Here is a 23,171-nt window from a genome sequence, read left to right as displayed (position 1 = left end):
ACCTTGTCTGCATGGAAGCGATCAGACGTAATCCGATCCCCTCAGACCGGAAGGAACGCAGCATGAGTGCGACACAAAGCACACCACAAGACATGGGCCAGGGCGTCCTGGGTGCAGTGGGCCCGGCCGGGAACGGACAGGTGGTGCAGCCGCCGGTACTGGGCGGCCCCGAGGATTCCGACTACTACCTGCTGGGGGATCTCCTCACGGAGGAGCAGCAGCAACTCCGGCGCAAGGTCCGGGAGTTCATGGACCGGGAGGTCATCCCGGTCATCAACCCCTACTGGGAGCGCGCCGAGTTTCCGCATGAGCTGGTGCCCAAGCTGGCGGAGCTGGGCATTGCCGGATTCCAGATCCCCGGCTATGGCTGCCCGGGGATGAGCAATGTGACGGCCGGGATCGTGATCATGGAGTTGGCCCGCGGCGACCTGAGCATGTCCACGTTCATGGGCGTCCACTCGGCCCTTGCCATGAGCTCCATCGCCCTGCTGGGCTCGGAGGAGCAGAAGCAGCGGTTCCTGCCCCCGATGGCGCGGATGGAGAAGATCGGCGCCTTCGGCCTGACCGAGCCCGCGCACGGCACGGACGTGGTCAAGCTCCAGACGGAAGCCCGCCGGGACGGTGACTCGTACGTGCTGAACGGGTACAAGCGGTGGATCGGTAATGCCACCTTCGCCGACTATGTCATCATCTGGGCCCGTGGTGAGGACGGGCACGTCGGCGGCTATGTGGTCGAGAAGGACACACCCGGTTTCGACGCCCGGGCCATCAAGGGCAAAACGGCTCTGCGCTGCGTGCAGAACGCCCAGATCTCCCTGAAGGACGTCCGGGTGCCGACCGAGAACAAGCTGGCGGGCGGCAAGACGTTCCGTGACACCGAGGAGGTCCTGCTGGCCTCGCGGTACTGCGTGGCCTGGGAGTCGGTCGGCGCGGCCATCGCGGGCTACGAGAACGCCCTGGCGTACGCCAAGGAGCGCAAGCAGTTCGGGATGCCGCTGGCTGCCTTCCAGCTCATCCAGTACCGGCTGGCGCGAATGCTGGCGGACATCACCAACATGGTGTGCATGCAGTTCCGGCTCGCCCAGTTGATGGACGAGGGCAAGTACTCGATGCCGCGGGTGGCCCTGGCCAAGATGCACTACACCGAGCGGGCAAGGGCCATCCTCTCCGACGCCCGCGACATGCTCGGCGGCAACGGGATCATCCTCGACTACCACGTGGCCCGGCACCTGTGCGACATCGAGGCCATCGACACCTACGAGGGCACCGACACCGTACAGGCACTGATCGTCGGCCGTGACATCACCGGCTACAACGCCTTTGCGCCGGTGGCACCGAGCCCGGGCCCGCGTCACTGACCCTCCGGTCGGCGCGCCGGCGCCCCGGCCGGCCACCGCCGCCGCGTGCGGGCCCTGCCGAGAAAGGATCTGTCATGGCGGACACGCCCCTGCTGGAAGGACTCCACGTCGTGGATCTCGCCAGCTTCATCGCCGGCCCCGCCGCGGCCACGATGCTCGGCGACTTCGGCGCCGACGTCGTCAAGGTGGAACCACCCCGCACCGGCGACTCCTATCGTGCGCTCGGCGGCGTCCCGCCCAACCCCGTCGTCGATGGGGTCAACTACCCCTGGCAGCTCGACAACCGGAACAAGCGCAGCATCGCTCTCAACCTCAAGTCGCCCGGCGCCAGAGCCGTACTGGAGCGACTGGTGAAGTGGGCCGACGTGCTCGTGACCAACTTCCCGCCCCGCACCCGGACCAAGCTGGGACTGGACTACGACGGCCTGGCCCCCCTCAACCCCCGGCTGGTCTACGCCGACGTCACCGGCTTCGGCGAGGAGGGTCCGGACGCGCACCTGCCCGGGTTTGACGCGACCGCCTACTGGGCGCGCAGCGGCCTGATGGACTACACGCGCCAGCGCGACGGGGCACCTTCGATGCCAGTGTTCGGCTCGGGCGACCACCCCACTGCCGTCTCCCTGTACGCGGGCATCATGACCGCCCTGTACCGACGGGAGAAGACCGGCGAGGGCGCCCGCGTCACGGCGTCGCTGATCGCCGAGGGCGCGTGGGCGGCGAGCATGTGGCTGCAGGCCGCACTCGTCGGGGGCAAGGCCCCCCGGCCCGCAGACCGGACCGACCCACCGAACGCACTCGCCAGTGCCTACCGCACGGCGGACAACCGCTGGCTTCTGCTGGCTTTTGCCAACGAGGACAAGCAGGTCCCCCTGTTCCTCCGGGCCATCGGCCACCCCGAGGCGGCACAGAACCCGGACTACGCCGACACTCCGAGCCGCCGCGTCCACGCCGCCGAGATCGCCGCCCTGCTCGACAAGACCTTCGCGACCCGGCCCCTCGCCGAATGGCGCGAACTGCTCGACGCCGCCGACGTCACCTACGGAGTCGCCCAGACGATCGACGAGTTCGCCCGTGATCCCCAGCTCGCGGCCAACGGGATCGTCGTCCCCATCGAGGACGGCAGCACCGAGCCGCACCTGACGATCGACAGCCCCGTGCGGCTGGACCAGGAGCGGAAGGTCCCGCCACACCCCGCTCCCGACTTGGGTGAACACACCGATGCGGTGCTGCGCGTCCTGGGATACGACGACTCCGAGATCGCGGAACTGCGCGGGGCGGAGGTGGTCGGCTGAGGGCACGTCCGCCCAGGCACGACGCAGAGGGAGGGAGAAGGGAACTACCACCATGACCGAGGCCACCGACACCCCAGTGGTGCGCACCGAGGAACGCGACGGCGTCTTCGTGATCACCATCGACCGGCCCCAGGCCCGCAACGCCATCGACGGTGCCACAGCGCGTGCGTTGGCTTCCGCGATCGATGAGCTCGAGGCGCGCGACGACCTGTTGGCCGGCATCCTGACCGGAGCGAACGGCGTCTTCAGTGCCGGCATGGACCTCAAGGCCTTCGCGAGAGGCGACACCCCCGTCATCGAAGGACGAGGTTTCGGAGGCATCACCCGCACCGAAATCAAGACCCCGCTCATCGCCGCCGTCGAGGGCTACGCACTGGGCGGCGGCACCGAAATGGCCCTCGCCTGCGACATGATTGTCGCCGCGCAGGACGCCACCTTCGGCCAGACCGAGGTCCACTACGGCATCGTGCCGCCCGAAGGCGGAATGGTACGCCTGCCCGAACGCATCCCCCGCAACATTGCCCTGGAGCTGCTGCTCACCGGCGACCCGCTGCCCGCCCAACGCGCCGAACGGCTCGGCCTCGTCAACCACCTCACCGAGCCCGGTGAGGCGCTCACCCAGGCCCTGGAGCTCGCCAACCGCGTCGCGCACAACGCCCCACTCGCCATCACGGCCGTCAAACGCGTCGTCAACGAACGGACCTCCTTCCGCGACACGGACGCTCTGCGCGATCAGGATCAGTTCGTCACCCCTGTGCTCGCCTCCCTGGACGCGAAGGAAGGCGCCCGCGCCTTCGCGGAGAAACGCTCACCCCACTGGCAGGGCCGCTGACACATCCCCCGGCCCCGGCGGATTCCGGTCGACCGTCGCGGAGATCCTGTCACCACCGGACGAGTTCATCCTCTTCTGCGGTATGCCGATCGGGTTCGGGGACGACACGGTGGGTTACGCCCGTGCGGGCCGGGTTCCGCTCGACGAGATGGTCACGTTCGTCGAGGGGCGGATTCACGACTGCGTCGCGATCACGCGGTGCGCGAGTGACGGACCGTAATGTAGTTGCCCGTGGAGTCGATGCCGAGGTTCTCGCCGCCTGGACCGCCAGCGCTCTGTGCCCTCGGCCCTGAGACAGACCGCGCCGTCGGGTGTGGGCAGGACGAAGCTGTCGGGGGTCGGCACCGGGCCGGGATCGCGGTCCACGCGGCCGACCTCCCCTTGGCCGACGAAGACGTCCTTCCAGGCGCCCTCCAGGCCCTGCTGGTTGCCGGCTGCCGAGGCCTCGACGATGCGGTCCCAGCGGCGGACATGAGGAGTCGTAGAACGCGAGCAGTTCGTCCCGGTCCTCGGTGATCTTCACGACGGCCTTCGGGAACTCTGCCCCGCAGGTCTTCGCGAACTCCTCGATCGCCTCCTCGGCGTGGGTGTGGTCCTCGGCGTCGTAGATCTCCTGCATCGCCTTCGTCGCGCCGGGCTGCACGGACTTGGGCAGGCAGTTGGCGACGTTGCGGGCATTGTGAACCCAGCACCAATGCGGCCTGGCCGCCGGGAACACCTCGGCGAGCGCCCGCCAAAGGCCCATGGCACCGTCGCCGATGACCAGCTCGGGGTCACGCATGCCGCGTCGGCGACAGTCGCACAGCAGGTCGGCCCACGACCCGGTGGCCTCGCCCAGGCTCTCGGCCAGGGCGATCAGCTTCTTCGTGCCGTCCTGACGGACCCCGAGCAGGACCAGGACGCACGAGTGGGCCCGGCCGGGCCGGACCTTCGGGCGCGCGCCGTCCGCCCACACGTAGACGAAGTCGCGGTCGGACAGGTCCCGGTTCTGGAAGGCGGCGTGGTCGTCGCTCCGCTGCTTGGTCAGCCGTGTCACGGTCGCGGCCGACAGGCCGGCCGTGCCGCCCGGAAACTGCTCCAGCGCCGGGACGAAGTCGCCGGAAGACAGGCCGTGCAGGTAGCGCAGCGGCAGCACTTCGGAGATCTTCGGGGACTTGCGGCACCACGCCGGAAGGATCTTCGAGGAGAACCGCTTGCGTTCGCCGGTCTCGTCGTCGACGCGGCGGTCGTTGATCCGCGGGGCCTTGACCTCGATCGGTCCGGCAGCGGTGACCACGGTCCTTGCCTTGCCTGTGGTGGCCGTTGCGGACCACGAGACGTCGGCCGTACTCGTCGGTCTCAGCCGACAACTCGGCTATGTACTGGTCGACTTCCGCTTCCAGCGCGGCGGCCGGCATCCGGCGGGTGCCTTCCCGCACGATCTCGTCGATCGGGGAGCCGGACCGCATGGAGCCGTCGTCGGTGACTACGCTGAGCACGGGCATACCTTCCCGGCCCGCGCTGCAACGCGGACCTACTCGGAGACCTCAAGGACCATTCGGGAAGGTACGTCTTCTGCACGCCCTTCCGGAACCAATCCACAAGTCCTGAGCATTGCTTCCTCCGCGGCCGTTCACGCCGCTTCACTCAACGGCCTTTCGCTCAGCAGACACCCTTCTCCCCACGGACGCGCTCGTTCCCGCCGCCGGCCCAGCCAATCAGGCCGGCCTTCCCGGAAAGGGCACCGGCCGGTCAGTGTTCAGGGGCCGCGAAGCCCACGTGGCGGCCTTCGGCCACGAGTACGAAGTGGGGCCAGCCCTCCGACCCGTCGGAGGGCCGGCCCTGTGCGTATGACGCTCCTCGCCAGTCGTCTTCCACTCATGCGAAAGGCCTGCCCGGACGGCCTGCCGGTGACACCCTTCCGGCGCGTGGCTGGATGTCCTGCGTCATCGCATGCTGAGCGTGTGCCATCGAAGTCCGATCGGATTCCCATGCGCCGGCAGCATTGACTTTGCCGGAACAGCAAGAGTAATTGCCCGTACCGGTAAGGGAGTTGCAGTCTGGTTCGGTCAAGGCAATCGAAACCGAAAGGCTGCACAATGGCGATTCATGAGGGCACCGGGCCCGTATCGGACCCTGGTGACCATGCTCCGATCAACAACCGTGTCCGCCACGTTGCATCCGGCGAACTGGACGGTTACGCCGCTATCAGCGGAGGCACGGTCGGCTCGAAGAAGCTCTGGATGGGGCTGGTGGAGAACCCGCCGCTGAGCTCGACGGACAACCATCATCACGGCGATTCGGAGGCCGGCATCTACGTGGTCAGCGGCCACCCCGTGTTCGTCTACCACGACGGCGCACAGGAGGTACGGCTCGCCGCCGGCCCGGGCGATTTCTTCCTCGTCCCCCCGTTCGTCCCGCACCGAGAGGAGAACCCCGACCCGAACGAGCCCGCAGTCGTCGTGATCGCTCGGACCACCCAAGAGCCGGTCAAGGTCTCCGTGCCCGAGCTGTATCAGCTCAAAGAGACAGACACGCAGCCGAGCCGGTCAACGCCGTAGCGATCGAATCGGCGAGAACAGCCTTGGCCGGCAAGGATCAAGCCCCGACCGGACGGGACACCCGCCGTTTCGAGTGATCGAGGGGGACGCACCCGCGGGTGTGGTGGTGCTGTACCGGCCCACGGACAAAATGACCCGCCTCCTCCCGGTAGGTGGCAGGTACCTGACGCCAAGAGCCGCCGCACCCGTTCACTGTTCACCTGCACCCACTGCGGGCACACCAACCACGCTGACACCGGTGCCGCCGTCAACATCATGAGCCGGGCGACAGCCGCCTTCTCCGGTGAACGGCGGGCCATCAGAGGTAGGCGACCCCGGTGAGCTGTTCGGCCTCTGTCCAGAGTCGATGGCCTGTCTCGGGGTGGGTGGCTTCGGCACCGGGCTGGACTTCCTTCACGTCCCGGCCGCGCATCTCTTTGAGGCCGGAGGGGCCGAAGAATTGACCGCCGCGCACCTCGGGCGCAGTGGCGGCATAGAGCTGGGGCAGTGCTCCCTGCTCGCTGGGGGCCTGGAGGACCCACAGGATGGCCTGGGCCATGAGTTGCTGGAACAGGCTGCGTTCCCGCAGGGCGCGGGGGTTGAGATTGCTGCGGCTCATTCCGGGGTGGGCGAGGACGCTGCGTACGGGCGACCCGGTATCGCGCAGTCGGCGGTCGAGTTCGAGGCCGAAGACGGTCGAGGCAAGTTTGGACCGGTTGTAGGCATGATTTGCGTCGTAGGCGTGGTGCGACATGAGGTCGTCGAAGTCGAGGTGGGCCTTCTTGTGGGTGATCGAGCTGATGTTGATCACCCTCGGGGCGTCGGCGTGGCCGAGCGGGTCGAGCAGCAGGCCGGTGAGGGCGAAGTGGCCGAGCATGTTCGTGCCCATGTGGAGTTCGAAGCCGTCAGCCGTGGTGCGGGCGGCTCCGAGGTTCAGCACGCCGGCGTTATTGATCAGCAGGTCGATCGCCGGGTGTTCAGCGGTCAGCTCCTTGGCGAACGCCTGGACCGACGCGAGTGAGGCGAGGTCCAGGTGACGCACCTCCAGGTCGGCCCCGGTCACCGCGGTGCGGATTCGAGCTCGGGCTCGCTCACCGGCCGTGGTGTCGCGTACGGCTAGTACGACCTTGGCCCTGTGCCGGGCGAGTTGCGTCGCCGTGACCAGACCGAGGCCTGAGTTGGCCCCGGTCACGACCGCGACTCTGCCGTGCTGGTCGGGGATCTGTCGGGTGTTCCACACGGCCATGGCGGTGCTCCTGCGGTGTTTCGGGGATGGTCCGCCAACAACGGTAGGAGCGGATGGAAGCGGTTCCGTCGTACTCGTTTGCCTGGGAATGGCAGACCTACCTTGGCGGGCCGGCACGTGTGCACACTTGCACCATGGCAACCGATCATCTCTACGCACGCGAGTTGGGTGACTTTCTGCGCGCCCGGCGTGCCCGGCTGCGTCCGCAGGACGTCGGCCTGGAGCCAGGAGGCCGACGGAAGGTGACCGGCCTTCGCCGCGAGGAGATCGCCCTGCTGGCCGGGCTCAGCGCGGACTATTACCAGCGGATGGAACAGGGCCGCGACGTCCGGCCCTCCGACGACGCCCTCGATGCACTGGCCACCGCCCTGCGCCTGGACGGTGACGAGCGCCGGCACCTCTTCGATCTGGCCCGCGCTGCCCGGCGTCCCGAGCACGCCCGCCCACGCCGGACAGCGGAACGCGTACCGAAGAGCACCCGGCGTCTGCTGCACGTCATGGGCACGCCCGGGCTGGTGCTCGGTCGGCACCTCGACGTACTGGCCTGGAATTCGCTTGCCGAGGCGTTGCTGGGCGATCCCGCCGATCGGCCCCCGGCGGATCGGAACATGGTCTCGGTCCTGTTCCGGGAACCCGAGGCCCGGAACCTCTGCCAGGGCTGGGAGAGTATGGCCCGCCAGTTCGTCGGCATGCTGCGCGCCGCCGTTGCGGACGACCCGGATCATCCTCGTGCCACGGCGCTCGTCGGCGAGCTCAGCATCCACAGTGCCGACTTCCGGCGGCTGTGGGCCCGGCATGACGTTCGCGAGAACGTCTATGGGGCCACGTTGTTCCAGCACCCCGAGGTCGGCGGGATTACCCTCGACTGGGACACCTACCCTCTGCCCGGCAACCCCGGTCCGGTGCTCCTGGTCTTCACCGCTGAGCCCGGCACTGCGGACGCCGAACGCCTCCAGCTCCTCGCATCTCTGCGGGCGACCCGCGACCGCGGCAGCGAAACAGCCGCCCGGCGCCCGTCCGCCGAACGCAATCGCCCGCGCCCTGCATAAAAATGGGCTCACAGCCGGCCGACCAGTCGCTGGGCCAGAGTGAAATCCTCCGGGAACAGAGCATGATCAAGGCACCGCTGATTCGGTTCCCACAACCACATGCGGCCCTCGGGAGTGCTGAAGCCGAAGAATGACCAGATGGCACATCCCATGTCAGCAGCGGAACCACCGGCGCCGAATGACAGGCACGGTGGGACCTCCAGTTGGTCGGGGCTGATGAACCCTCATAACCGCAGATCAGGCCATCTCCTGGCATCGGGGCATGTGTGCTGGTCGTGGCCCGCAGTGGCAGATGAGCTCACCGCCGGCACCAGGGCAGGCCTTGGCCTCATCGCAGCTGCGCCCGGGGCCGGACCGGTCACGTATGCAGAAGCTCACCGGGCGGTGAAGCACCGCGGCTCGTACGGTGGGACATGAGTGCCCTGACAAGACGTTGCTCCTGGGGCGGCCCAGCTCACCCCGTACGTTCCGCGGGGCCACCCCATCCGTCAGGTCGGAGCGTCCTGACACGACCGCCGGCCAGCTTGGCAGCGGCGGCGCCCGCGAGTGCGGCGAGGACCATCCACGGGATCTTGTTCGGGCTGACGTTGGAACCCGCGGGCCTTGAACTCCACGTCGGGCTGCGGCGCTTCTTCTCTCTTACCGGACTGGTGACGGGGCTGTCATGCGCTTGCTCATGGTGCTGCTCCTGCGCTCGTGCCGCACGGGTTTCGTGCGGCACGTGGCGGCACTCTGGAGCAGAGGAGGGTAAGCCGCACAACTCGGACATGACCCTCAGCTGTTCCAGATCGTGCAAGCGCCTATCACGTGAGGGGGCCAGCGTATGCCCCGAATGTCAGGCCAAGTGGACGCGGGGAGTGACAGGCCCTCAAGTACCGGGGACCTATTTTCGGTCGGTGCGGTCCACGGAGCAGGGCCTTTGCCGGGTGGCCGGGTCACGGCAACGAGACGCGGCCACCCGACTTAGTTGAAGATGTCCAGGAGGTCCAGCCAGGAGCCGTCGTCGGCAGGGCGGAGCCGCATCGGGTGCGGATCCGGGTAGGTCTCCACTGCGGCCCTCGCGCGGACGATGTCCGGCCCGCCGCACGCCGCGACCGCGAAGGCGCCGAAAACCTCGGCGAACGCAGCCGGGTCGCGGAACTCCACACCGAACGCCCGGCCGTCCCGCAGCGGAACCCACACCACGCGATTGAACCGCGGCCATTCCAGCACCGACTGGTCGTCCGCGGTCGACCGCCCCTCCAACCACAGCCGCGCCACGTGCAGCAGGTTCACCCTCTCCATCGGAAGCCGCTTGCGCCGCACCCGCAGTTCACGCGTCGTCAGCGCGACCTGCTGGTCCCTATTCGAGTACCAGACGACGCCGATCCCGAATGGCACCCACAGCAGGATCCCGATCATCGGCCAGACCAGAGCGTCGCCCCACGACCGGAGCAGTCCGCCGTCCAGCAGGTACAGGACTCCGAAGACCAGAACCCACTTCGCCGTCATCCGCCAGAACCCGCTGCCCTGCCGGTACAGGACCCGCCGCTTCCCTGTCATCGCCATGCCCGCACGCTATCCCCCGCCCCGCAGCTCACCGTAGGCGCCCTCGGCGCTGCCGGGGGCGGGTGGCGTCACCGTCGCCACCCGCCGACACGCCGCGCCCTGGTTCGTGGGCGCGCTGATGTCACCTGCCACGGCGGCGGCCGGTAGTGGGCACGCGGCGTCTCGGCCCCGAAGTCCTGCCCCGGATACCAGGAGCCGCATCTCCCCGAACCGCTGCGCGTTTAACCGGCGTCCGAGGTCTCGGCCCTGGACGATGACGTCGCCCGTGGCCGTGGGGGAGTGTTCCGCCGGCCTGGACGTGGTTCCGGACGGGGCGGTGGCAGCGCTGCCGGCCTGCCGCAGAATGCGGGCGGCGGGAGCGTGCTCATCGTGTGTCTCCCTGGGGTAGGGGCTCCAGGACGACGTCCAGGCGAGTGGTGGTGTTGGAGATGAAGCTGGGCAACGGGGTGCGGTTGTCGCTGTCGGCGAGACGTGCGTGGGGGTAGCGGTCGAAGAGCCTGGCCAAGGCGATTTCGCCCTCGGCGCGCGCCAGGGGTGCCCCGAGGCACAGGTGGGCGCCGTGTCCGAAGGCGAGATGTTCCTTCTTCACGCGCAGCAGGAGGAACTGGCCGGCGTCCGGCCCGTACTCTGCGGGGTGTCGGCCGGCCGCGCTGTAGCAGGCGAGGATCGGGTCACCGGTGGTGATGACGGTGCCGTCGGGGAGAGTGATGTCCTCGGTGGGGTAGCGCATCGGCAGGTTCGCGATGGGAGCGTCGCGGCGGAGTGTTTCTTCGACGACATCGTTCCAGGTGGCGCGGCCCGCGCGGATGTGGCCGAGTTCGTCGGGGTGGGTGAGGAGGTTGCGGCCCGCGTTCGTGATGAGCCCGACAGTGGTCTCGAATCCGGCGGTGATCATCAGCAGGAGTGTGTCGACGAGTTCCTGTTCGCTCAGTGTCCCGTTCTCGTCGCCCCGTGCGGCAACGAGGGCACTGGTCAGATCGTTGCCGGGGTTCTCGCGCTTGAGTGCCACGAGATCGCGCAGCAGCGTGTAGAGCTCTGCCTGGCCGGCCTCCTGTTCCTCCCAGCTGTGCGAGGTCGAGAAGATCACGTCGGCGAGGTGCCGGACCCGGTCGTGTTCCTCTTCGGGCAGTCCCATGAGCCGGCAGATGAAAATGATGGGCAGGCGGCGGGCATAGGTGGCGACCAGGTCGACGGGCTCACCGAGGGCGTGCGTGGCGTCGATGCCATCGAGGAGCTGATCGGCGATCGACTCGATGACGGGGATCATGTCGCGCGTGCGGCGGGCGGTGAATGCCGTCTGGGCGAGCTTGCGCAGACGGCGGTGGTCCGTCCCGTGCGCCGTGAACATGTTCTGCACACTGACCCACAGAGCCAGGGGCCACGTGGCCTTCACGCTCTCGAAGGCGGGCCAGTGGGCCCGCGCGTTCTTTGAGACCCGCGGGTCGGTGAGCAACTGCCGCAGCCACTCCGGGTCGGTGACGGCCCAGGCCTCGACGCCGAGAACGTCGACGCGGGTGATCGGGCCGCGGTCCCTGAGCGCTGCGTCCTCGCCAGTACGGTCGGGCGCCTGCGGGTTCAGTGCGAAAACGCTGCTGTCCATGTGGGTTTCCTCCATGCGTGCTCAGTTGGGCAGAGGGGGGGTGGGTGTGAAGGACACGGGCAAGGAAGACAGTGCCCGGTGGAAGGGGCCGGGACGCCACGCACCTGGGTTCGGCCGGATGACGATCTGCAGTCCGGCATCGCCTCCATGACCGCATCGAGGGCGGCCTGCGCGATGACCACGGACAGGTTTGCTGCGGGGCTCGTCCGACGAGCGGTGGGCTTTGGCCGATCCCGTGACGGCTGTCCGAGGTCCTAGCCCTGGACGACAACGTCGCCCGCAGCCTCCGGGAGCGCGCCACCGGCCTGTACGTAGTTGTGGACGAGGCGGAAGCAGCGCTGCCACCCGGCGGTCCCATGCCGGGCACCAGCCCGGGTCGATCGCGTCCAGCCCGTCCCGCCGCGCTTCGGTCATCACCCCGGTCGCCGAGGGAACGGGATGGTCGGCCGCACGCAGCTCCTTCGGGCATCCCCTTGCTTAACAGCCCTCGCAGATCAAGAACCGATCCGCAACCCAGTGCCGGCCGCGGTGGGTGCCCACCGACGACGAGATGCGCCGGGCCGTCGGACAACCAGGTACACACCCATGACTCAGAGACGAGATCCTTCACGTGGCGGCCGACCAGCGCGAATATCTTGGTTCACCGGAATGGGAGGTTGACGACTACGCCACGTTCCACTTTTCCTGTCTCCATGGCGGAAGCGACACCGAGCGTTCTCGACATATTGACGTCGTCGATGGGAGCACTCCCCGTATTCGACATCGCGCACTTCCTGCCGTGCGGGCGTTCATCGGTGCTGGACCGCAGGCGGACGATCCGCGAGGTATTGCAGCCCTTGCTTGAGCACGGCGAGGGCGCCGGGTTCCAGGTGACGAGACCGGAGCGGATCCGTCTCGCCCCGAAGCAGGCAGTAACAGGCCAAGGCGTAGCCGAACTGACGCTCAGTAAGGTAGCCGAGGTGGTGAGTGGGATCGAGGGCAGTTCCAGTGAGCTCCCGCTCGGTGAGGTCCCCCAGCGGCAGGGCTGAGAACCGCTGTGCCGACTTGGTGAAGCGGTAGGCGGCATTGGCGGTGAAGACACCCATGCCGAGGAAGACCGTCACCAGGTCGGTCAGCCTCTCGTGGTCAACCTCGATGCCTTGGATGCGGTCCTCACCGAGCAGACGGACGTGCCCGAGCTCGTGGGCGATGATGGCCGCGAGTACAGCTGGCTTTTCGGCCTCGCGGAGGTCAAACTCGATTACCGCATGGCCATCGACCTTGTGGTACCTGCCGACCGTCCGATGCCTGCCATGGTTGCTCCGCAGGGCGCGGGATTCCTCTTCGGGGCTCTCGAAGTACTCCACGCTGACCGCACCTGGGCCAACCCCATCACTGAGCCGACGTGCCCGACCAGCTCTCCGACCTGGGCCGGGGTGCCGACGAAGTCCGGAGGGAAGAAGTCCAAGGCCGGAAGCGCTGTCTCGCGCTTCACCACCTCAAGCCCGAACTCCTTTACGCACCACCTCATCCATTTCTCGACCCACTCCTGGTCCTTGGGCGGTACCGGGCACTGACCGAGCTGTTCGGAGCGGGCCCAGGGCTTCATGCTCGTGGTCTTCACAGCACCGATTCGTGGGCGACGCTGCCGCCATTTGCGCCATGCCCGTGCCCATCGTGCTGGTGTCATGCTCGTCCTCCCCAAGCGCCCCCGCTCCTTGGGCGCTCCAGAACACGAACTCCAGGGGCCTGGACTGTTGTTCATCGAGAGAAGCGGCTGTGGTCGCTGAGTGCCACTGAGCCGCCGACAGTGGGCACGAAGTCGTGGGCGCTATGTGCTCACGAAGTGCGGCTGGAGTGATACAGCGTGTTGCAGAAGGTCGCGTCCGGGCAGGTCAGGAACGCTTCGGGGGCGAGCTGTCCGCCGCCGCGACTATGGACAGCGTTTCGGCCTTGGACGGCGGTGGCCTGTTGATCAGCCGGGCTGCCCGTATTCGCAGGGACCACGGGGAGTGGACCAGGGCGCGTGCGTGTAGTGGCACATCCGACGACGCCACCAGCAGCCCCGCCCACAGCGCGTGGAGCGCGACGGGAAGGACCTCGATCGGATCACCGACCGCTGCCATCCCCTCGACAAGCGGCTGAGGCTGCGCGAACACGTCAACCACCCTCTCCAGCAGAGATCCGATCGCCCTTGGTTGCGAGGGTTCCGGTAATCGGCCGGCCACTTCAGGTTCCCCGCCAGCGTCTTCTTCAGCGGGCAAGACGCCGATAGACGAACCCCACTGCAATCACGCCTCCGCCACCGCCCATGCGGCCTCCAACGCCCGTTCACTGCCGGCTTCCGGGTGGCTGGGGCAGTCGGTCAGCCACCCAGTGCCATCCACGCACCGGGCGAAGAGCTGTGGCACCCACGACCGCACCCGCCCCGGCTATGACGCCACAGCACCTGTACCGGCCGTCCTGCCATGCCGCCACCCCAGGGTCGCGGTCGAGCACCATCAGCTGCGTAAGCATCACGTTCGACCCTGCGGACACGTGCCACCCGGTGGGGGCCGACCATCACAATCCCGGCCCCCACCGACGGCCCGGCACGACCGGGAACGCCGAGACCGGCTCCAGTTCTTCGAACGCGACCGCGACAGCCGCGTCCACCCACCGCTGCTGCATCACCTGCTCCAAAGGATCGAGAGGGACCACCTCGAACCCGGTCCCGATACGCACGTCCACCTGCCCGGGCCGACGACGGGCCCCGGCCCCTGCACACTTGCCGCTCGCCCGCCCACCCGAACCGGACCTGCTCCCACCCGGAGCCGTTTCGGCATTCCGATCACACAGCACCGCACGATGCGATGTCCGCCGCCCCGGCCTCTCCGTCACAGGGGCATGGGGCAGTAGACCGTGAGCGCTTCTGTAAGCTTATCGATCGTCAACTCCACTCCTGAGTAGGCCACTTCACCGTCATACGCATACGGGGTTCCCGGTGCCAGGCCGGCGATCCGTACTCGGTGCCGACGTACCGCCGCATGGACGGGGGAGCGAGTCAGCGGACCGGCCACCGCTGCTGCCAGCAGCCGCAGCCCAGGAGTCCGGCCGCCGTGGACCGCTCTGATGTCCAGCAGGCCGTCCGCCAGGTTGTGCCGCCGTCCGGGAGCGGGCCCCACTCGCTGGAAGAGCCCGTTGCCCACGAACAGGAGCCACAACGGCCGCCGCCTTCCCTGCAGTTCGGCCACCAGCGGGCGTCGACCACGCAGGACTTCGAAGGCCGCGAGGACCCCGGCGGGCCAGCCGCCGATGCGGGGCGCCCAGCGCTCCCGGGTCCGCACGAGCTCCGGATAGACCCCCAGGCTGAACGCGTTGAGGAAGTAGCCGTCCGCCCCGCCCGGCCCTTCGGGACCGGGCCGGAACCGGCCCAGGTCCACCCGGACCGCGCCCCCCGAGGCGAGGGCGGCCACTGTGTCGTGCACCGTCTCGATGCCCAGATCGTACGCGAAGTGATTGAGCGTTCCGCCCGGAAAGACGGCGAGCGGCATCCCGTGCCTCGCCGCGACGGAAGCCGCCAGATTCACCGTGCCGTCACCCCCGCAGACCCCCAGCGCCTGGCCCCGGCCCGCCGCCTCGGCCAGCGCCCCGGACAGCTCGTCGGGCGCGCACTCCACGACCTCGGCCAGCGGCAGCGCCTCGCGCACCAGCGAAGCGGTCGCGGTGGCGGTGCCGGACTCCTGGTTCACTACGACGACCAGGTCCTTGCCGTCGGGCAACGACGGAGCCGCCGCCGGCGGACGGCCCGGTGCGGGCAGCTGACCCCGCGTCGGTACGACCCCGCGCAACGCGAACGCCGCCCCTATACCGAGTGCCACACCGGCCAGCACATCGCCCGGATAGTGCACACCCGTGTAGACGCGGGAGGCGGCCACGGCCACCGCGACCGGGGCGACGACCGCGCCCCAGCCCTTCGACTCAAGGGCGACACCCGTGGCGAAGGCGGCCGCGGACGCCGCGTGCCCGGACGGGAACGACGTAGTGAACGGCTGCCGTTTGAGCTGCCGCACCACCGGGACCAGGTCCAGTATCGGCCGCTCCCGGCGCACCGCCCGCTTGCCGACGGTGTTGATCGCGGCCGAGGCGACGGCCAGCGACGCGACCCCGCGCAACGCCGCACGGCGTGCCCGGGCGCTGCTGCCCAGTGCCGCCATACCGGCCGCGGCGCCGAACCAGAGAAGTCCGTGATCGGCGCTGCGGCTCAGGCGGGGCAGCACCTGATCGGCGCCCGGCCAGCGTCGGCCGGCGACGCTGCGGAACAGGGCGAGGTCGCGGCTGTGCAGCAGGCCGCGCAACCGGGCGGGGACGGGAAGGGAGACCGAATGGGAGGCGGAGAAGGGAAGGGAGGGGCTGCTGCTTGAAATAGACATGAGTTACCGAATACCCGGCTTGGACCCGATGAAGCGGCAGACGCGCCGAGACGCTGGCGGTGCCATCGTGACCGGGCTCGCCTGGTGGAGCCCGGGACAACCATCGGCCCACCGCCCAAGTGGATGGTGGGCCCCTCTCGCGTCCGTGGTTCAGGCCCACCTGCCAAGCTGTTCGTGCCAAGACCTGCTGTTCTACCAGCGCAGGCCGAGGGCGTCGAGGTCCGCCCGGCGCTGTTCGGTGAGCATGACGGCGCGGTTGCGGACGTTGTCGAGCCATGTGCCGAGTTTGACGCCCATGACCTCGTCAGCGCCGCCCCGACGGCCTCCCGGGCCGTCATTCATCTCAACCTGTGAGGCCTGCTCGCGGGGCACTCTCAGGAGTCCTTCCGGGGTGTGGAACTGCCGTGCTGCCGCGAGATTGACCGCCCTTAGACCGTGTACTACATGGTCAGTTGGCAGTTGTACTGGTCATGGGGAGTGGACGGTGGGGATGGATTGTTCCGGACGGCTTGTGGGAGATAGCGAGGCCGTTGCTGCCGTCGGCTCGCGTGCGTCCGCATGTGGCCGCCACCTGGGACAAACAGGACCACCCGCTGCGCAAGCACGCCCAGGCCGTCGCCCGCTCCCTGCCTCAGCAGCGGAGCGAGGGGCGATAGCCATCGTTACCGCCTTCTGCCGGGTGAACAGGCCGCTTGTCCGTCCTGGACATGTCTGGCTCGGACAACCCGACCGTGACAGCGGCCCGCCCCAGTATCTGGATCCGGGGCGGGCCGTTGCGCGTAGTTGGTAAGGGGCTGGGCTACAGGCGGGTCAGCGCACGGTGAGCAGGACAGCGCGCCCGTGCTTGTTCATGTAGCTGAACAGCTTGGCGATGTGGGTGGGGTGGAGCTTGATGCAGCCGTTGGACTTGTAGTCCTGCACGCCTTCCCAGCGCTGGGGGCTGTCGGTGCCATTGCGGGGGCCCTGCTTCCTGTCCTTGGTCATCTCGCTGTGGATGAACAGGGCGGTGCGGGAAACCCTGCTCGGGTGGCACTTCTTGTTCGGCAGACCGATGGCGTAGCCCTTGATCGTGCTGTTCCGGCCGATCTCGAACGAGGACGGCTTGTACGCGCCATTGGGCAACCACCCGACATTGCTCGCACATTCGTTCCGGTACCTGTTGCCTTCCTTCGTCTGGTAGTTGGCAGCCGTCCCCCGTCCGGAGCCAGCACGGTACTTGGCGATGAGCGTCCTCCCGTTCCAGACCTGCAGGGTTGAGTTGGAAGGATCCTTGGCGTTCTTCACGAACACCAGAGCCACGCGGGATGCAGCAGCGGGGGAGTGCGGAGCCGACGGGGCACCAGCGGCCGGAGCGGCCATCGTTCCAGTGGCGAGTACGGCCGTGCCCGCAACCGCCACAAGAGCACTCTTGATCTTGTTCATGGTGATGGTTCTCCTGTTGCTATCGACCCTGTGAGGAGCGACGGCTGGACATTCCACGCCGCCGGAACTGAATGTGCCGCAGCCGGGTGAGGAGAACACCAGTGCAAGAGAATCGGGGATTTGCAGCGCAACTTGCACCTCCGTAACCTGCTGTTTCTCCGTTGCACTGCAACGAAGAGTCCCTTGGAAGGGGAGCCGATGGCAGGGGATCAGGGGGATGAATTCGCGGACCTCGCGCACAGTCTCGTGCAGGCGCTGGACGCATGGGCAGCGTGTGTGGGGGAGCCGATCTCGAAGGACAAGCCGACACGCAAGGCGTTGGTCAGGGCGCTGGAGCAGGAGCGGGCGACACCAGAATGGGCGTCCCGTGCGCCGATCGATGGGCCGATGCTGTCGTACTGGCTCCGCGGACGCAGGCAACTTCTTCCCGGCACCAAGTACAACCGGCTGCCCAGCGTGGAGGACAGCGACGCCATCGCACGAGCACTGAAACCGCATGTACCCGACAACGCGGAGCGGTTACCGATGATCGGGAGGGAGATCGCCGATCTAGCACGCAGGTTCCAGGCGACGGCTGGACGTGGCTGGCGCCGCCGGGTCACGGAAAGCAGTTATGTACATTCCCCCGGACAGGCCGAACCCGAAGAACCCGCCGCTCTCCGAGCGCACCACGAACCGATTGCAACACCTGAGCCGGAACCCACCGTGATCGTGGAGGCAGAAATCGCCGAGCGGTCATTCCGCCCGCCGAGAAAGATGTGGGTTGAGGCAGGAGCACTCACCATCGCGGCGGCCGTGGCGACCGGCCTGTGGGTGTGGCCGGGCGGCGAGAAGCCGACTACCACAACCGACAAGGGCCCGGACAGGTCAGCGTCACAGAGCGCGCGTGCCATGCGCCTCGGCGGGCCCGAGGCTGTTGCCTCAACCACGCCTGGCGGCCTGAAGGGAAATCACCGCTGCGGAAGACTGCGCAGCGCCGGAGCAGTGTCGTGGAAGCCGTGCATGACTGTCACCGACGAGGCGTTGACAGCCTTCCTCGTGCAGTTCACAAACACCTCGGGCAAGCCGATGAGGGTAAAGACGAAGCTCGCCTACGTCCAAGCCGCGGTGGAGCAGGCCTGTCCCGCTCCCTGGGGAACGTCGGTGACCCTCACCATCCCAGCCAGGTCCACTCGAATCAGCCCGCTCAATGCCTGCGCGGTTTCGCTGACACCTGTTCAGGCATTCCAGACCAAAGCCTGGGTAGTACCGCACGACGCAACCCAGTGGGGATACCGGGAGCACTCGCCGACCCTGCACGTGCAAGAAGCCGGCACTCCGGTGTGGGCCGACCAGGCATAACCGAGGCTGCACGCAACGCAGCCCGCGCCCCCGCCTCGAAGGCAACGCAGATGTCTTCCACCGGTTCGTCGCCGACAACGCGGACGCGTCCGAAACGGCCTTCCCCGACGACGCCTCCGCCTGCCTGGGCGCTGCCGAGATCCTGGGACGGGCGGCCCGACGCGGAGCCTCACAAGCGCACCGATTCGGGCCGCGATCTTGGCATTCCGGCCCCGCCGACCACCGCCCGGCCACCGGGCACGGACGGTGTGAGCCCGGACGGGGCGCCATGGAAGCGGAGGATGCTGCCGCGCCCGATCACGCGCACCCGCTGGGTGTGACCCCTATGCCAACAGCGCCCGGCCATCGACCTCCGAGAACGCATCACGCACGCCCTCGGACAGCCGATCACCACGATGAGTGGTTTCGCTCCTGCGGCCTGGGTCTGGTCGCGTGCGCCCTGGCAGCGCAGGATGACTGGCAGCGGCAGACGACGGAGCTGACACCACTACGTGCCGCAGGTGTGTCCGAAGAACGTCGCGGACGGGGATGACCGCGCAGCCCCGTCGGATTATCCGGCGGGGCACAAGGATGCGCAGGGTGTGCGAAACACTCTCCGGTCCCGTGCCGCCTTCGTAACTCGACATCTGCGTGCCATTTGTGGGCGATGCGGAACAAGAGGCAGCCCAAGATCTGGTAGCCGCTCCGGGGAAGATGCCCGGGGCGGATCTTGGCATCCTGCGTCTTGCAGGGTGGTTCCTATGAGTCTGGCGGTGTTTGCCATGGCCGATGCAGAGCTGGCCCGCCAGCGGGCCCACGTGCGGCGGACGCGGGCCGAGGGCAGCCGGATGGGCCTGCTCTCCGAGGCAGTCACCGGCCGTCTGAAGAATCTTCCCGAGGGCTCGCTGCGCCAGGCGGACCTGGACACCCTGCTCGTCACCGAGCGGATCTTCGGCCCTCTCGGCGCGGCCGTGCAGGCATCCCGGTTCATCGCGCTGGCCACCCATCCCGAACTTCGGGCCGAGTCCGACCGCGTGGACACCGCCGAGGAAGCACTCGACGACACCGTCGCCGTCGACGACCCGCACGTCGCCGAGACGGCCGCCCAGCGCCACGCCTTCGAGAAGACCCTGATGACGATGATCGAAGAGTCAGGGATCGCGGAGGACGAAGCAGCCCTCCTCGACGCCCTGGACACCGCTCACCCCGAGGATCCCGAAGACACACCGGAGCCGGATGCCAAGGATGGTGGCATGAGCGCGTTCGAGGCGGTCACCAAGCTGCCCCACGACTTCTCCCCGGCCCGAGTGCGCTGCGCGGTACTGGCCCAGGAACTCGCCACCCGCGACTGAGCTTGTTCTTCATGGTACGAGTCGGTTTCGTTCAGTGATGCTTTCTGGTCTCTTCACGGTCTTGCCCACGTTGTAGTGCGTGGCGGGTTGCCGGTTCTTCGAGCCGAGCGGCCTCCCAGTTCCTGGAGTCGAAGGTTTGGGCGCATGTGCCGGGCAGAGCAAGTGCGGGCGGAGGTTCCTGAACCCTTGGCGGACATGGGCCGGGGTGAGGCGGCCGGGCTCGGCCGGCTTCTCGATGTCCTCGCTGTCCAGGGCGGTGGCGCACATCGCAGGCCGACGCACCGTCTCGCCTTCGCTGAGGTCTCGGAAACGACGCCGCCGGGTGTGCGTGATCAGTCTCCCTGAGACCAGGCGGCCCTCGGCAGTGACAGGTAGACACCGAAATCGACGAGCCCGGTTGCGGCGCGGATGTCCGCGTGCAGCGCATCCACGCGCTCTTGGCGGTTGGCTTCCCTGCTGGTGGACCACTTCGACTTGATCTCGATCACCACCGTCAGGCCGCTACGGTCCAGCGGGCTCAGCGACCGGAAGCGGACCTCGACATCCCCGGGCTGCAGCTCGCCGTCGTACGGCTCCTCGGGGCACTCCACAGCCAGGGACACCAGGTGCGGCAGCACCGAGCCGAGTTCACGTAGCTGGGGCTCGGGCACCGTGGGCGCATAGGTCACTTCGACAAGCGGCATCCTCGACACCTTAGACGGAGACCAGGCGAAACCGGCAGCCAGAGAAGACCCTGATCACCCAACAAAGGTCGAAAGTTCAAAAAACAAGCTGATCGCCAACCGGGTGCAGCGCCCGTCGTACGCGCAGGATCAGGAGGACCTCATTGGGCCTTGGCACGTGGCCAGAGCATGCCGTTCTCGGTGCGGATGACCACCCAGCGCCCGGGTCTTGGGGTACCGATGACCTGGACGTGTTCAATTCCTGACCTGTCCGACGCATCACACCGCTTGGCGATGTCCCGGCAGTGGAAGGACTGGAGGAGTACGCCGATCGAGAACCAGTCAGCCCATTCCTCCTCCGGTGAGATGTCCCTGAGTTCATTTCCCGCGGGCCGGTTCAAGAGCGAGGTTTCGTACCGCAGCCACACCCATGGTCTCTTCACCTCGACCGCACCGCTGATGCCGCCGGCGACGTCCTCCCTTACCAGCCCGGTCGTCATCACCATCGGGATGGCGTACAGCCCGGAGCTGCGCAGCACACTGCGTATCCTCAGAAACCTCCAGGCGCTCTTGAACTGAAGCAGCGCTAGCACCGGGGAGAAGAGGATCGCCACGCTGCAGCCTCGTCGGCCCACGTCCTCATACCATGTGGGACCAGTCAAGGTGACTTCCGCCACCGCTGCGAGGACGAGGACCGACAGCCACAGCAAGAGCCACCAGGCAGCCTTCCTGAGGCGCCGGTAGCCGCTGTCGGCCATGTACTCGTCGACTGCCGGGCTCTTCGCGAGAGGCGTACCTGGCCAGAGTCCTTGGGACGTGGCCTGGCGGAAGGCGCGCACCTGCGCCTCCTGCCACTCCACGGTGCCCGTGTTGTTGGGCAGGACGAACGACACGGCGCCCCCCGAGGTGTCGGCGCGCAGGTCCGCCACCTTGCGGCCCTTTGTGCGGACATGGGCACCGTGCCAGGAGACGTCTCCACGTGTGTACAACTCGGCCGTGACGGGTGTGCCCTTGCCCGCCGCGGAGATCTCGTCGCGGTGGGTCACCACAGCGGGGTAGGGCAGGCCGACGTGGCCCACGCGCAAGCTGACATACAGGACACCGCTGAAGTCGGTATACGTGGCCAGCAGTGTCCGGTTTCCGTCAGGGGCGGTAAAAAGGGGGCGGACGTCGAGGGGAGCGGCGTCGTCTCCAGCGACGCGGACAATGCCGTCCGCCCTCCCCGGCTCGGCCGACCGCGGCGGGCGCCGTGCAAGGGGGATAGCGCCAACCCCCGCTTCTGTTTTCATGTGCGGAATCTGCCCGGAGGCCCGGAGCCGGCCATAGGCGTACCGGTACACGTCATACGCCGTCACATAACCCTCCCGGCCAAGCGCACCGGATCTCAGCCCAACGACGAGATGACGGGTAAAGGGGCTGGCCACGCCCGGCTCCTCGGCGTCGGCGGAGGTGTCCGCATGGCTGGAGCTGGTCATCACGAACCGTCCCTGCCCGGCCAGTTGGGCTGCGGGGTCCGAACCCTTCACAGTGGCGGCTCCACTGAAGCAGCAGTCCAGAACGACAACGATCGACCGTGCCGCGCAGTCGTCGATCAGCTCGTCGATGAACCTGAGTCCCACGGAACGCGCCCGAAGACGTCCGAGCGTGGTGTCGCGCGCGCACAGGCGCAATCTATTGCGGAGGTCGAGGCGGCCGTGCCCGCTGTAGTAGAGGAACAGCTGCTCTTGCGGCAGCGCACTCTCGAAGAACTCCGTCAGTTCCTCCTCGATACGCTGCGCGGTCTCCTCCAGGACTGTTCGCACGGTGTCGGCCCGGTGCAGGCCGGTGTCGGGGTCTGTCAAAGCGGCGGACAGCATCGACACGTCCGTCGGTGGCCCTAGCAGGGGTCGCAGATTGTCCGCGTCGTCAGGGAACTCGGAATTGCCGATCAGGAGCGCCCGGTACTCCCTCCCCGACTCAGTCACCCGGTGCACCGTTCGGGTCGGCTGGCTCGTCGACGGCCGTAGCATCGCCCGCTGCCGCGCGCAGGCCGTGCTCCAGCGCACTGCGTAGGGTCTCGTTGTCACTGGTGTTGGTGGTTACGGTGAACTCGCTGCGGCGGCCGTCCACGGTCCAGGTGAGACGCACACTGCGCCCTCGATCGCGCTTGAGCCATGCGGTGAGCCCTGCCACTACGCCCGCGATGATCCCAGGGCCGGTGAGGTGGACAACCACATCGGAGAGTGCTCCCTTGGTTCCCGGGACCGGCTCGGAGCGGCGCTCCAAAGGACCGGCAGCCTCTTCCAGCGCCGTATGCAGGAGAATTACCTGGCTTCGCCAGCGCTCGTCATCTTCGTCGAAGCGGTCGCTCCGAGCCTCTAAGTGAACCTCCGGCATGGTTCCGCCCTCCCCGTCTTCCGGTCCCATGCCGTTTGTACACGAGGCGGGCGCCACCAGACAGCCCCATACCGCTTGGTGCCGGCCCAAGGCTCCGGACCGGAGCGGACACCCGACCATCAGAGCCCCGGTCAGCAACGTCAACGCCCGGGACAAGCCGGTGTCATTCACCCGGGGTGACTGCCGAAGCGACCTACTAGACGA

The 23,171-nt window shown here is 67.9% G+C and carries 20 protein-coding genes and 1 pseudogene; 8 read left to right on the top strand and 13 right to left on the bottom strand.

What is annotated here, in order from left to right:
• The first annotated feature begins 62 nt into the window (after nt 1-62).
• The 3 genes from ACFVH0_RS00515 (at nt 63) to ACFVH0_RS00505 (ending at nt 3,482) form a co-directional block, all read left to right on the top strand.
• Nucleotides 63-1,358 carry an acyl-CoA dehydrogenase family protein gene (locus ACFVH0_RS00515; protein WP_385817227.1) on the top strand — a complete coding sequence of 432 codons (1,296 nt, stop codon included), beginning with the start codon at nt 63-65 and terminating at the stop codon, nt 1,356-1,358.
• A gap of 74 nt (nt 1,359-1,432) precedes the next feature.
• Complete coding sequence (locus tag ACFVH0_RS00510) at nt 1,433-2,650, top strand: CaiB/BaiF CoA transferase family protein (RefSeq protein ID WP_385817226.1); 1,218 nt, start codon at nt 1,433-1,435, stop codon at nt 2,648-2,650.
• 52 nt (nt 2,651-2,702) lie between these two features.
• Complete coding sequence (locus ACFVH0_RS00505) at nt 2,703-3,482, top strand: crotonase/enoyl-CoA hydratase family protein (protein ID WP_385817225.1); 780 nt, start codon at nt 2,703-2,705, stop codon at nt 3,480-3,482.
• Between the two features lie 49 nt (nt 3,483-3,531).
• Here the strand turns inward: ACFVH0_RS00505 and ACFVH0_RS00500 are convergent, their stop codons facing one another.
• A complete protein-coding gene (locus tag ACFVH0_RS00500) occupies nt 3,532-4,758 on the bottom strand; it encodes an IS256 family transposase (RefSeq protein ID WP_385817223.1) in 1,227 nt (408 codons plus the stop codon).
• A gap of 802 nt (nt 4,759-5,560) precedes the next feature.
• Between ACFVH0_RS00500 and ACFVH0_RS00495 the strand changes: the two genes are divergently transcribed.
• The gene (locus ACFVH0_RS00495; RefSeq protein WP_385817222.1) at nt 5,561-6,022 is read left to right on the top strand and encodes a cupin domain-containing protein; all 462 of its coding nucleotides are present in this window, start codon (nt 5,561-5,563) and stop codon (nt 6,020-6,022) included.
• 36 nt (nt 6,023-6,058) lie between these two features.
• The gene (locus ACFVH0_RS00490; RefSeq protein ID WP_385817493.1) at nt 6,059-6,343 is read left to right on the top strand and encodes a zinc ribbon domain-containing protein; all 285 of its coding nucleotides are present in this window, start codon (nt 6,059-6,061) and stop codon (nt 6,341-6,343) included.
• Here ACFVH0_RS00490 and ACFVH0_RS00485 read toward each other — a convergent pair.
• Nucleotides 6,321-7,247, bottom strand: a complete 927-nt coding sequence (locus tag ACFVH0_RS00485; RefSeq protein ID WP_385817221.1) for an oxidoreductase — start codon at nt 7,245-7,247, stop codon at nt 6,321-6,323. The genes ACFVH0_RS00490 and ACFVH0_RS00485 overlap by 23 nt on opposite strands.
• A 134-nt stretch (nt 7,248-7,381) precedes the next feature.
• Here ACFVH0_RS00485 and ACFVH0_RS00480 point away from each other — a divergent pair, with 134 nt between their 5' ends.
• Entirely contained in the window at nt 7,382-8,296 is a 915-nt protein-coding gene (locus ACFVH0_RS00480; protein ID WP_385817220.1) for a helix-turn-helix transcriptional regulator, read from the top strand.
• A 963-nt stretch (nt 8,297-9,259) separates the two neighbouring features.
• Here ACFVH0_RS00480 and ACFVH0_RS00475 read toward each other — a convergent pair.
• From ACFVH0_RS00475 to ACFVH0_RS00445, 7 genes are all read right to left on the bottom strand, one after another.
• Nucleotides 9,260-9,844: a hypothetical protein gene (locus ACFVH0_RS00475; RefSeq protein WP_385817219.1), complete on the bottom strand. Its 585-nt coding sequence runs from the start codon at nt 9,842-9,844 to the stop codon at nt 9,260-9,262.
• Between the two features lie 364 nt (nt 9,845-10,208).
• Nucleotides 10,209-11,444 (bottom strand): cytochrome P450, encoded by a 1,236-nt coding sequence (locus ACFVH0_RS00470; protein ID WP_385817218.1) that lies wholly within the window; start codon nt 11,442-11,444, stop codon nt 10,209-10,211.
• Between the two features lie 788 nt (nt 11,445-12,232).
• Nucleotides 12,233-12,790 carry a hypothetical protein gene (locus ACFVH0_RS00465; protein WP_385817217.1) on the bottom strand — a complete coding sequence of 186 codons (558 nt, stop codon included), beginning with the start codon at nt 12,788-12,790 and terminating at the stop codon, nt 12,233-12,235.
• 528 nt (nt 12,791-13,318) lie between these two features.
• A complete protein-coding gene (locus tag ACFVH0_RS00460) occupies nt 13,319-13,582 on the bottom strand; it encodes a hypothetical protein (protein WP_385817216.1) in 264 nt (87 codons plus the stop codon).
• 717 nt (nt 13,583-14,299) lie between these two features.
• A complete protein-coding gene (locus ACFVH0_RS00455) occupies nt 14,300-15,835 on the bottom strand; it encodes a bifunctional phosphatase PAP2/diacylglycerol kinase family protein (RefSeq protein WP_385817215.1) in 1,536 nt (511 codons plus the stop codon).
• A 192-nt stretch (nt 15,836-16,027) separates the two neighbouring features.
• Nucleotides 16,028-16,294 carry a helicase associated domain-containing protein gene (locus ACFVH0_RS00450; RefSeq protein ID WP_385817492.1) on the bottom strand — a complete coding sequence of 89 codons (267 nt, stop codon included), beginning with the start codon at nt 16,292-16,294 and terminating at the stop codon, nt 16,028-16,030.
• Nucleotides 16,295-16,645: 351 nt separating this feature from the next.
• Entirely contained in the window at nt 16,646-17,257 is a 612-nt protein-coding gene (locus tag ACFVH0_RS00445; protein WP_385817214.1) for a L,D-transpeptidase, read from the bottom strand.
• 198 nt (nt 17,258-17,455) lie between these two features.
• Here ACFVH0_RS00445 and ACFVH0_RS00440 point away from each other — a divergent pair, with 198 nt between their 5' ends.
• The gene (locus tag ACFVH0_RS00440) at nt 17,456-18,598 is read left to right on the top strand and encodes a hypothetical protein (protein ID WP_385817213.1); all 1,143 of its coding nucleotides are present in this window, start codon (nt 17,456-17,458) and stop codon (nt 18,596-18,598) included.
• 635 nt (nt 18,599-19,233) lie between these two features.
• Nucleotides 19,234-19,929, top strand: a complete 696-nt coding sequence (locus tag ACFVH0_RS00435; protein ID WP_385817491.1) for a MerR family transcriptional regulator — start codon at nt 19,234-19,236, stop codon at nt 19,927-19,929.
• Between the two features lie 9 nt (nt 19,930-19,938).
• Here ACFVH0_RS00435 and ACFVH0_RS00430 read toward each other — a convergent pair.
• From ACFVH0_RS00430 to ACFVH0_RS00415, 4 genes and pseudogenes are all read right to left on the bottom strand, one after another.
• A pseudogene (locus ACFVH0_RS00430) lies at nt 19,939-20,163 on the bottom strand (transposase); the annotation flags it as partial.
• 98 nt (nt 20,164-20,261) lie between these two features.
• On the bottom strand, nt 20,262-20,612 hold the full coding sequence (locus tag ACFVH0_RS00425) for a hypothetical protein (protein ID WP_385817212.1): 351 nt from the start codon (nt 20,610-20,612) through the stop codon (nt 20,262-20,264).
• 140 nt (nt 20,613-20,752) lie between these two features.
• Nucleotides 20,753-22,555, bottom strand: a complete 1,803-nt coding sequence (locus tag ACFVH0_RS00420) for a caspase domain-containing protein (protein WP_385817211.1) — start codon at nt 22,553-22,555, stop codon at nt 20,753-20,755.
• Nucleotides 22,548-22,967 (bottom strand): hypothetical protein, encoded by a 420-nt coding sequence (locus ACFVH0_RS00415; protein WP_385817210.1) that lies wholly within the window; start codon nt 22,965-22,967, stop codon nt 22,548-22,550. Before ACFVH0_RS00415 ends, ACFVH0_RS00420 begins: the two co-directional genes overlap by 8 nt.
• Nucleotides 22,968-23,171: the final 204 nt, after the last annotated feature.

The sequence above is a fragment of the Streptomyces sp. NPDC127117 genome (assembly GCF_042677325.1).
In the GTDB taxonomy this organism is placed as follows: Bacteria; Actinomycetota; Actinomycetes; order Streptomycetales; family Streptomycetaceae; genus Streptomyces.
The sequence above is the reverse complement of the archived record's forward strand: the minus strand, read 5'-3'. Positions and strand labels throughout refer to the sequence as shown.

What these genes read in the sequence shown, in the direction of transcription:
- ACFVH0_RS00485 (WP_385817221.1), bottom strand. Translation starts at nt 7,247, where the DNA reads ATGGCCGTGTGGAACACCCGACAGATCCCCGACCAGCACGGCAGAGTC.
- ACFVH0_RS00455 (WP_385817215.1), bottom strand. Translation starts at nt 15,835, where the DNA reads ATGTCTATTTCAAGCAGCAGCCCCTCCCTTCCCTTCTCCGCCTCCCAT.
- ACFVH0_RS00470 (WP_385817218.1), bottom strand. Translation starts at nt 11,444, where the DNA reads ATGGACAGCAGCGTTTTCGCACTGAACCCGCAGGCGCCCGACCGTACT.
- ACFVH0_RS00510 (WP_385817226.1), top strand. Translation starts at nt 1,433, where the DNA reads ATGGCGGACACGCCCCTGCTGGAAGGACTCCACGTCGTGGATCTCGCC.
- ACFVH0_RS00440 (WP_385817213.1), top strand. Translation starts at nt 17,456, where the DNA reads ATGGCAGGGGATCAGGGGGATGAATTCGCGGACCTCGCGCACAGTCTC.
- ACFVH0_RS00480 (WP_385817220.1), top strand. Translation starts at nt 7,382, where the DNA reads ATGGCAACCGATCATCTCTACGCACGCGAGTTGGGTGACTTTCTGCGC.
- ACFVH0_RS00415 (WP_385817210.1), bottom strand. Translation starts at nt 22,967, where the DNA reads ATGCCGGAGGTTCACTTAGAGGCTCGGAGCGACCGCTTCGACGAAGAT.
- ACFVH0_RS00505 (WP_385817225.1), top strand. Translation starts at nt 2,703, where the DNA reads ATGACCGAGGCCACCGACACCCCAGTGGTGCGCACCGAGGAACGCGAC.
- ACFVH0_RS00495 (WP_385817222.1), top strand. Translation starts at nt 5,561, where the DNA reads ATGGCGATTCATGAGGGCACCGGGCCCGTATCGGACCCTGGTGACCAT.
- ACFVH0_RS00445 (WP_385817214.1), bottom strand. Translation starts at nt 17,257, where the DNA reads ATGAACAAGATCAAGAGTGCTCTTGTGGCGGTTGCGGGCACGGCCGTA.
- ACFVH0_RS00425 (WP_385817212.1), bottom strand. Translation starts at nt 20,612, where the DNA reads ATGCCGCTTGTCGAAGTGACCTATGCGCCCACGGTGCCCGAGCCCCAG.
- ACFVH0_RS00515 (WP_385817227.1), top strand. Translation starts at nt 63, where the DNA reads ATGAGTGCGACACAAAGCACACCACAAGACATGGGCCAGGGCGTCCTG.
- ACFVH0_RS00475 (WP_385817219.1), bottom strand. Translation starts at nt 9,844, where the DNA reads ATGGCGATGACAGGGAAGCGGCGGGTCCTGTACCGGCAGGGCAGCGGG.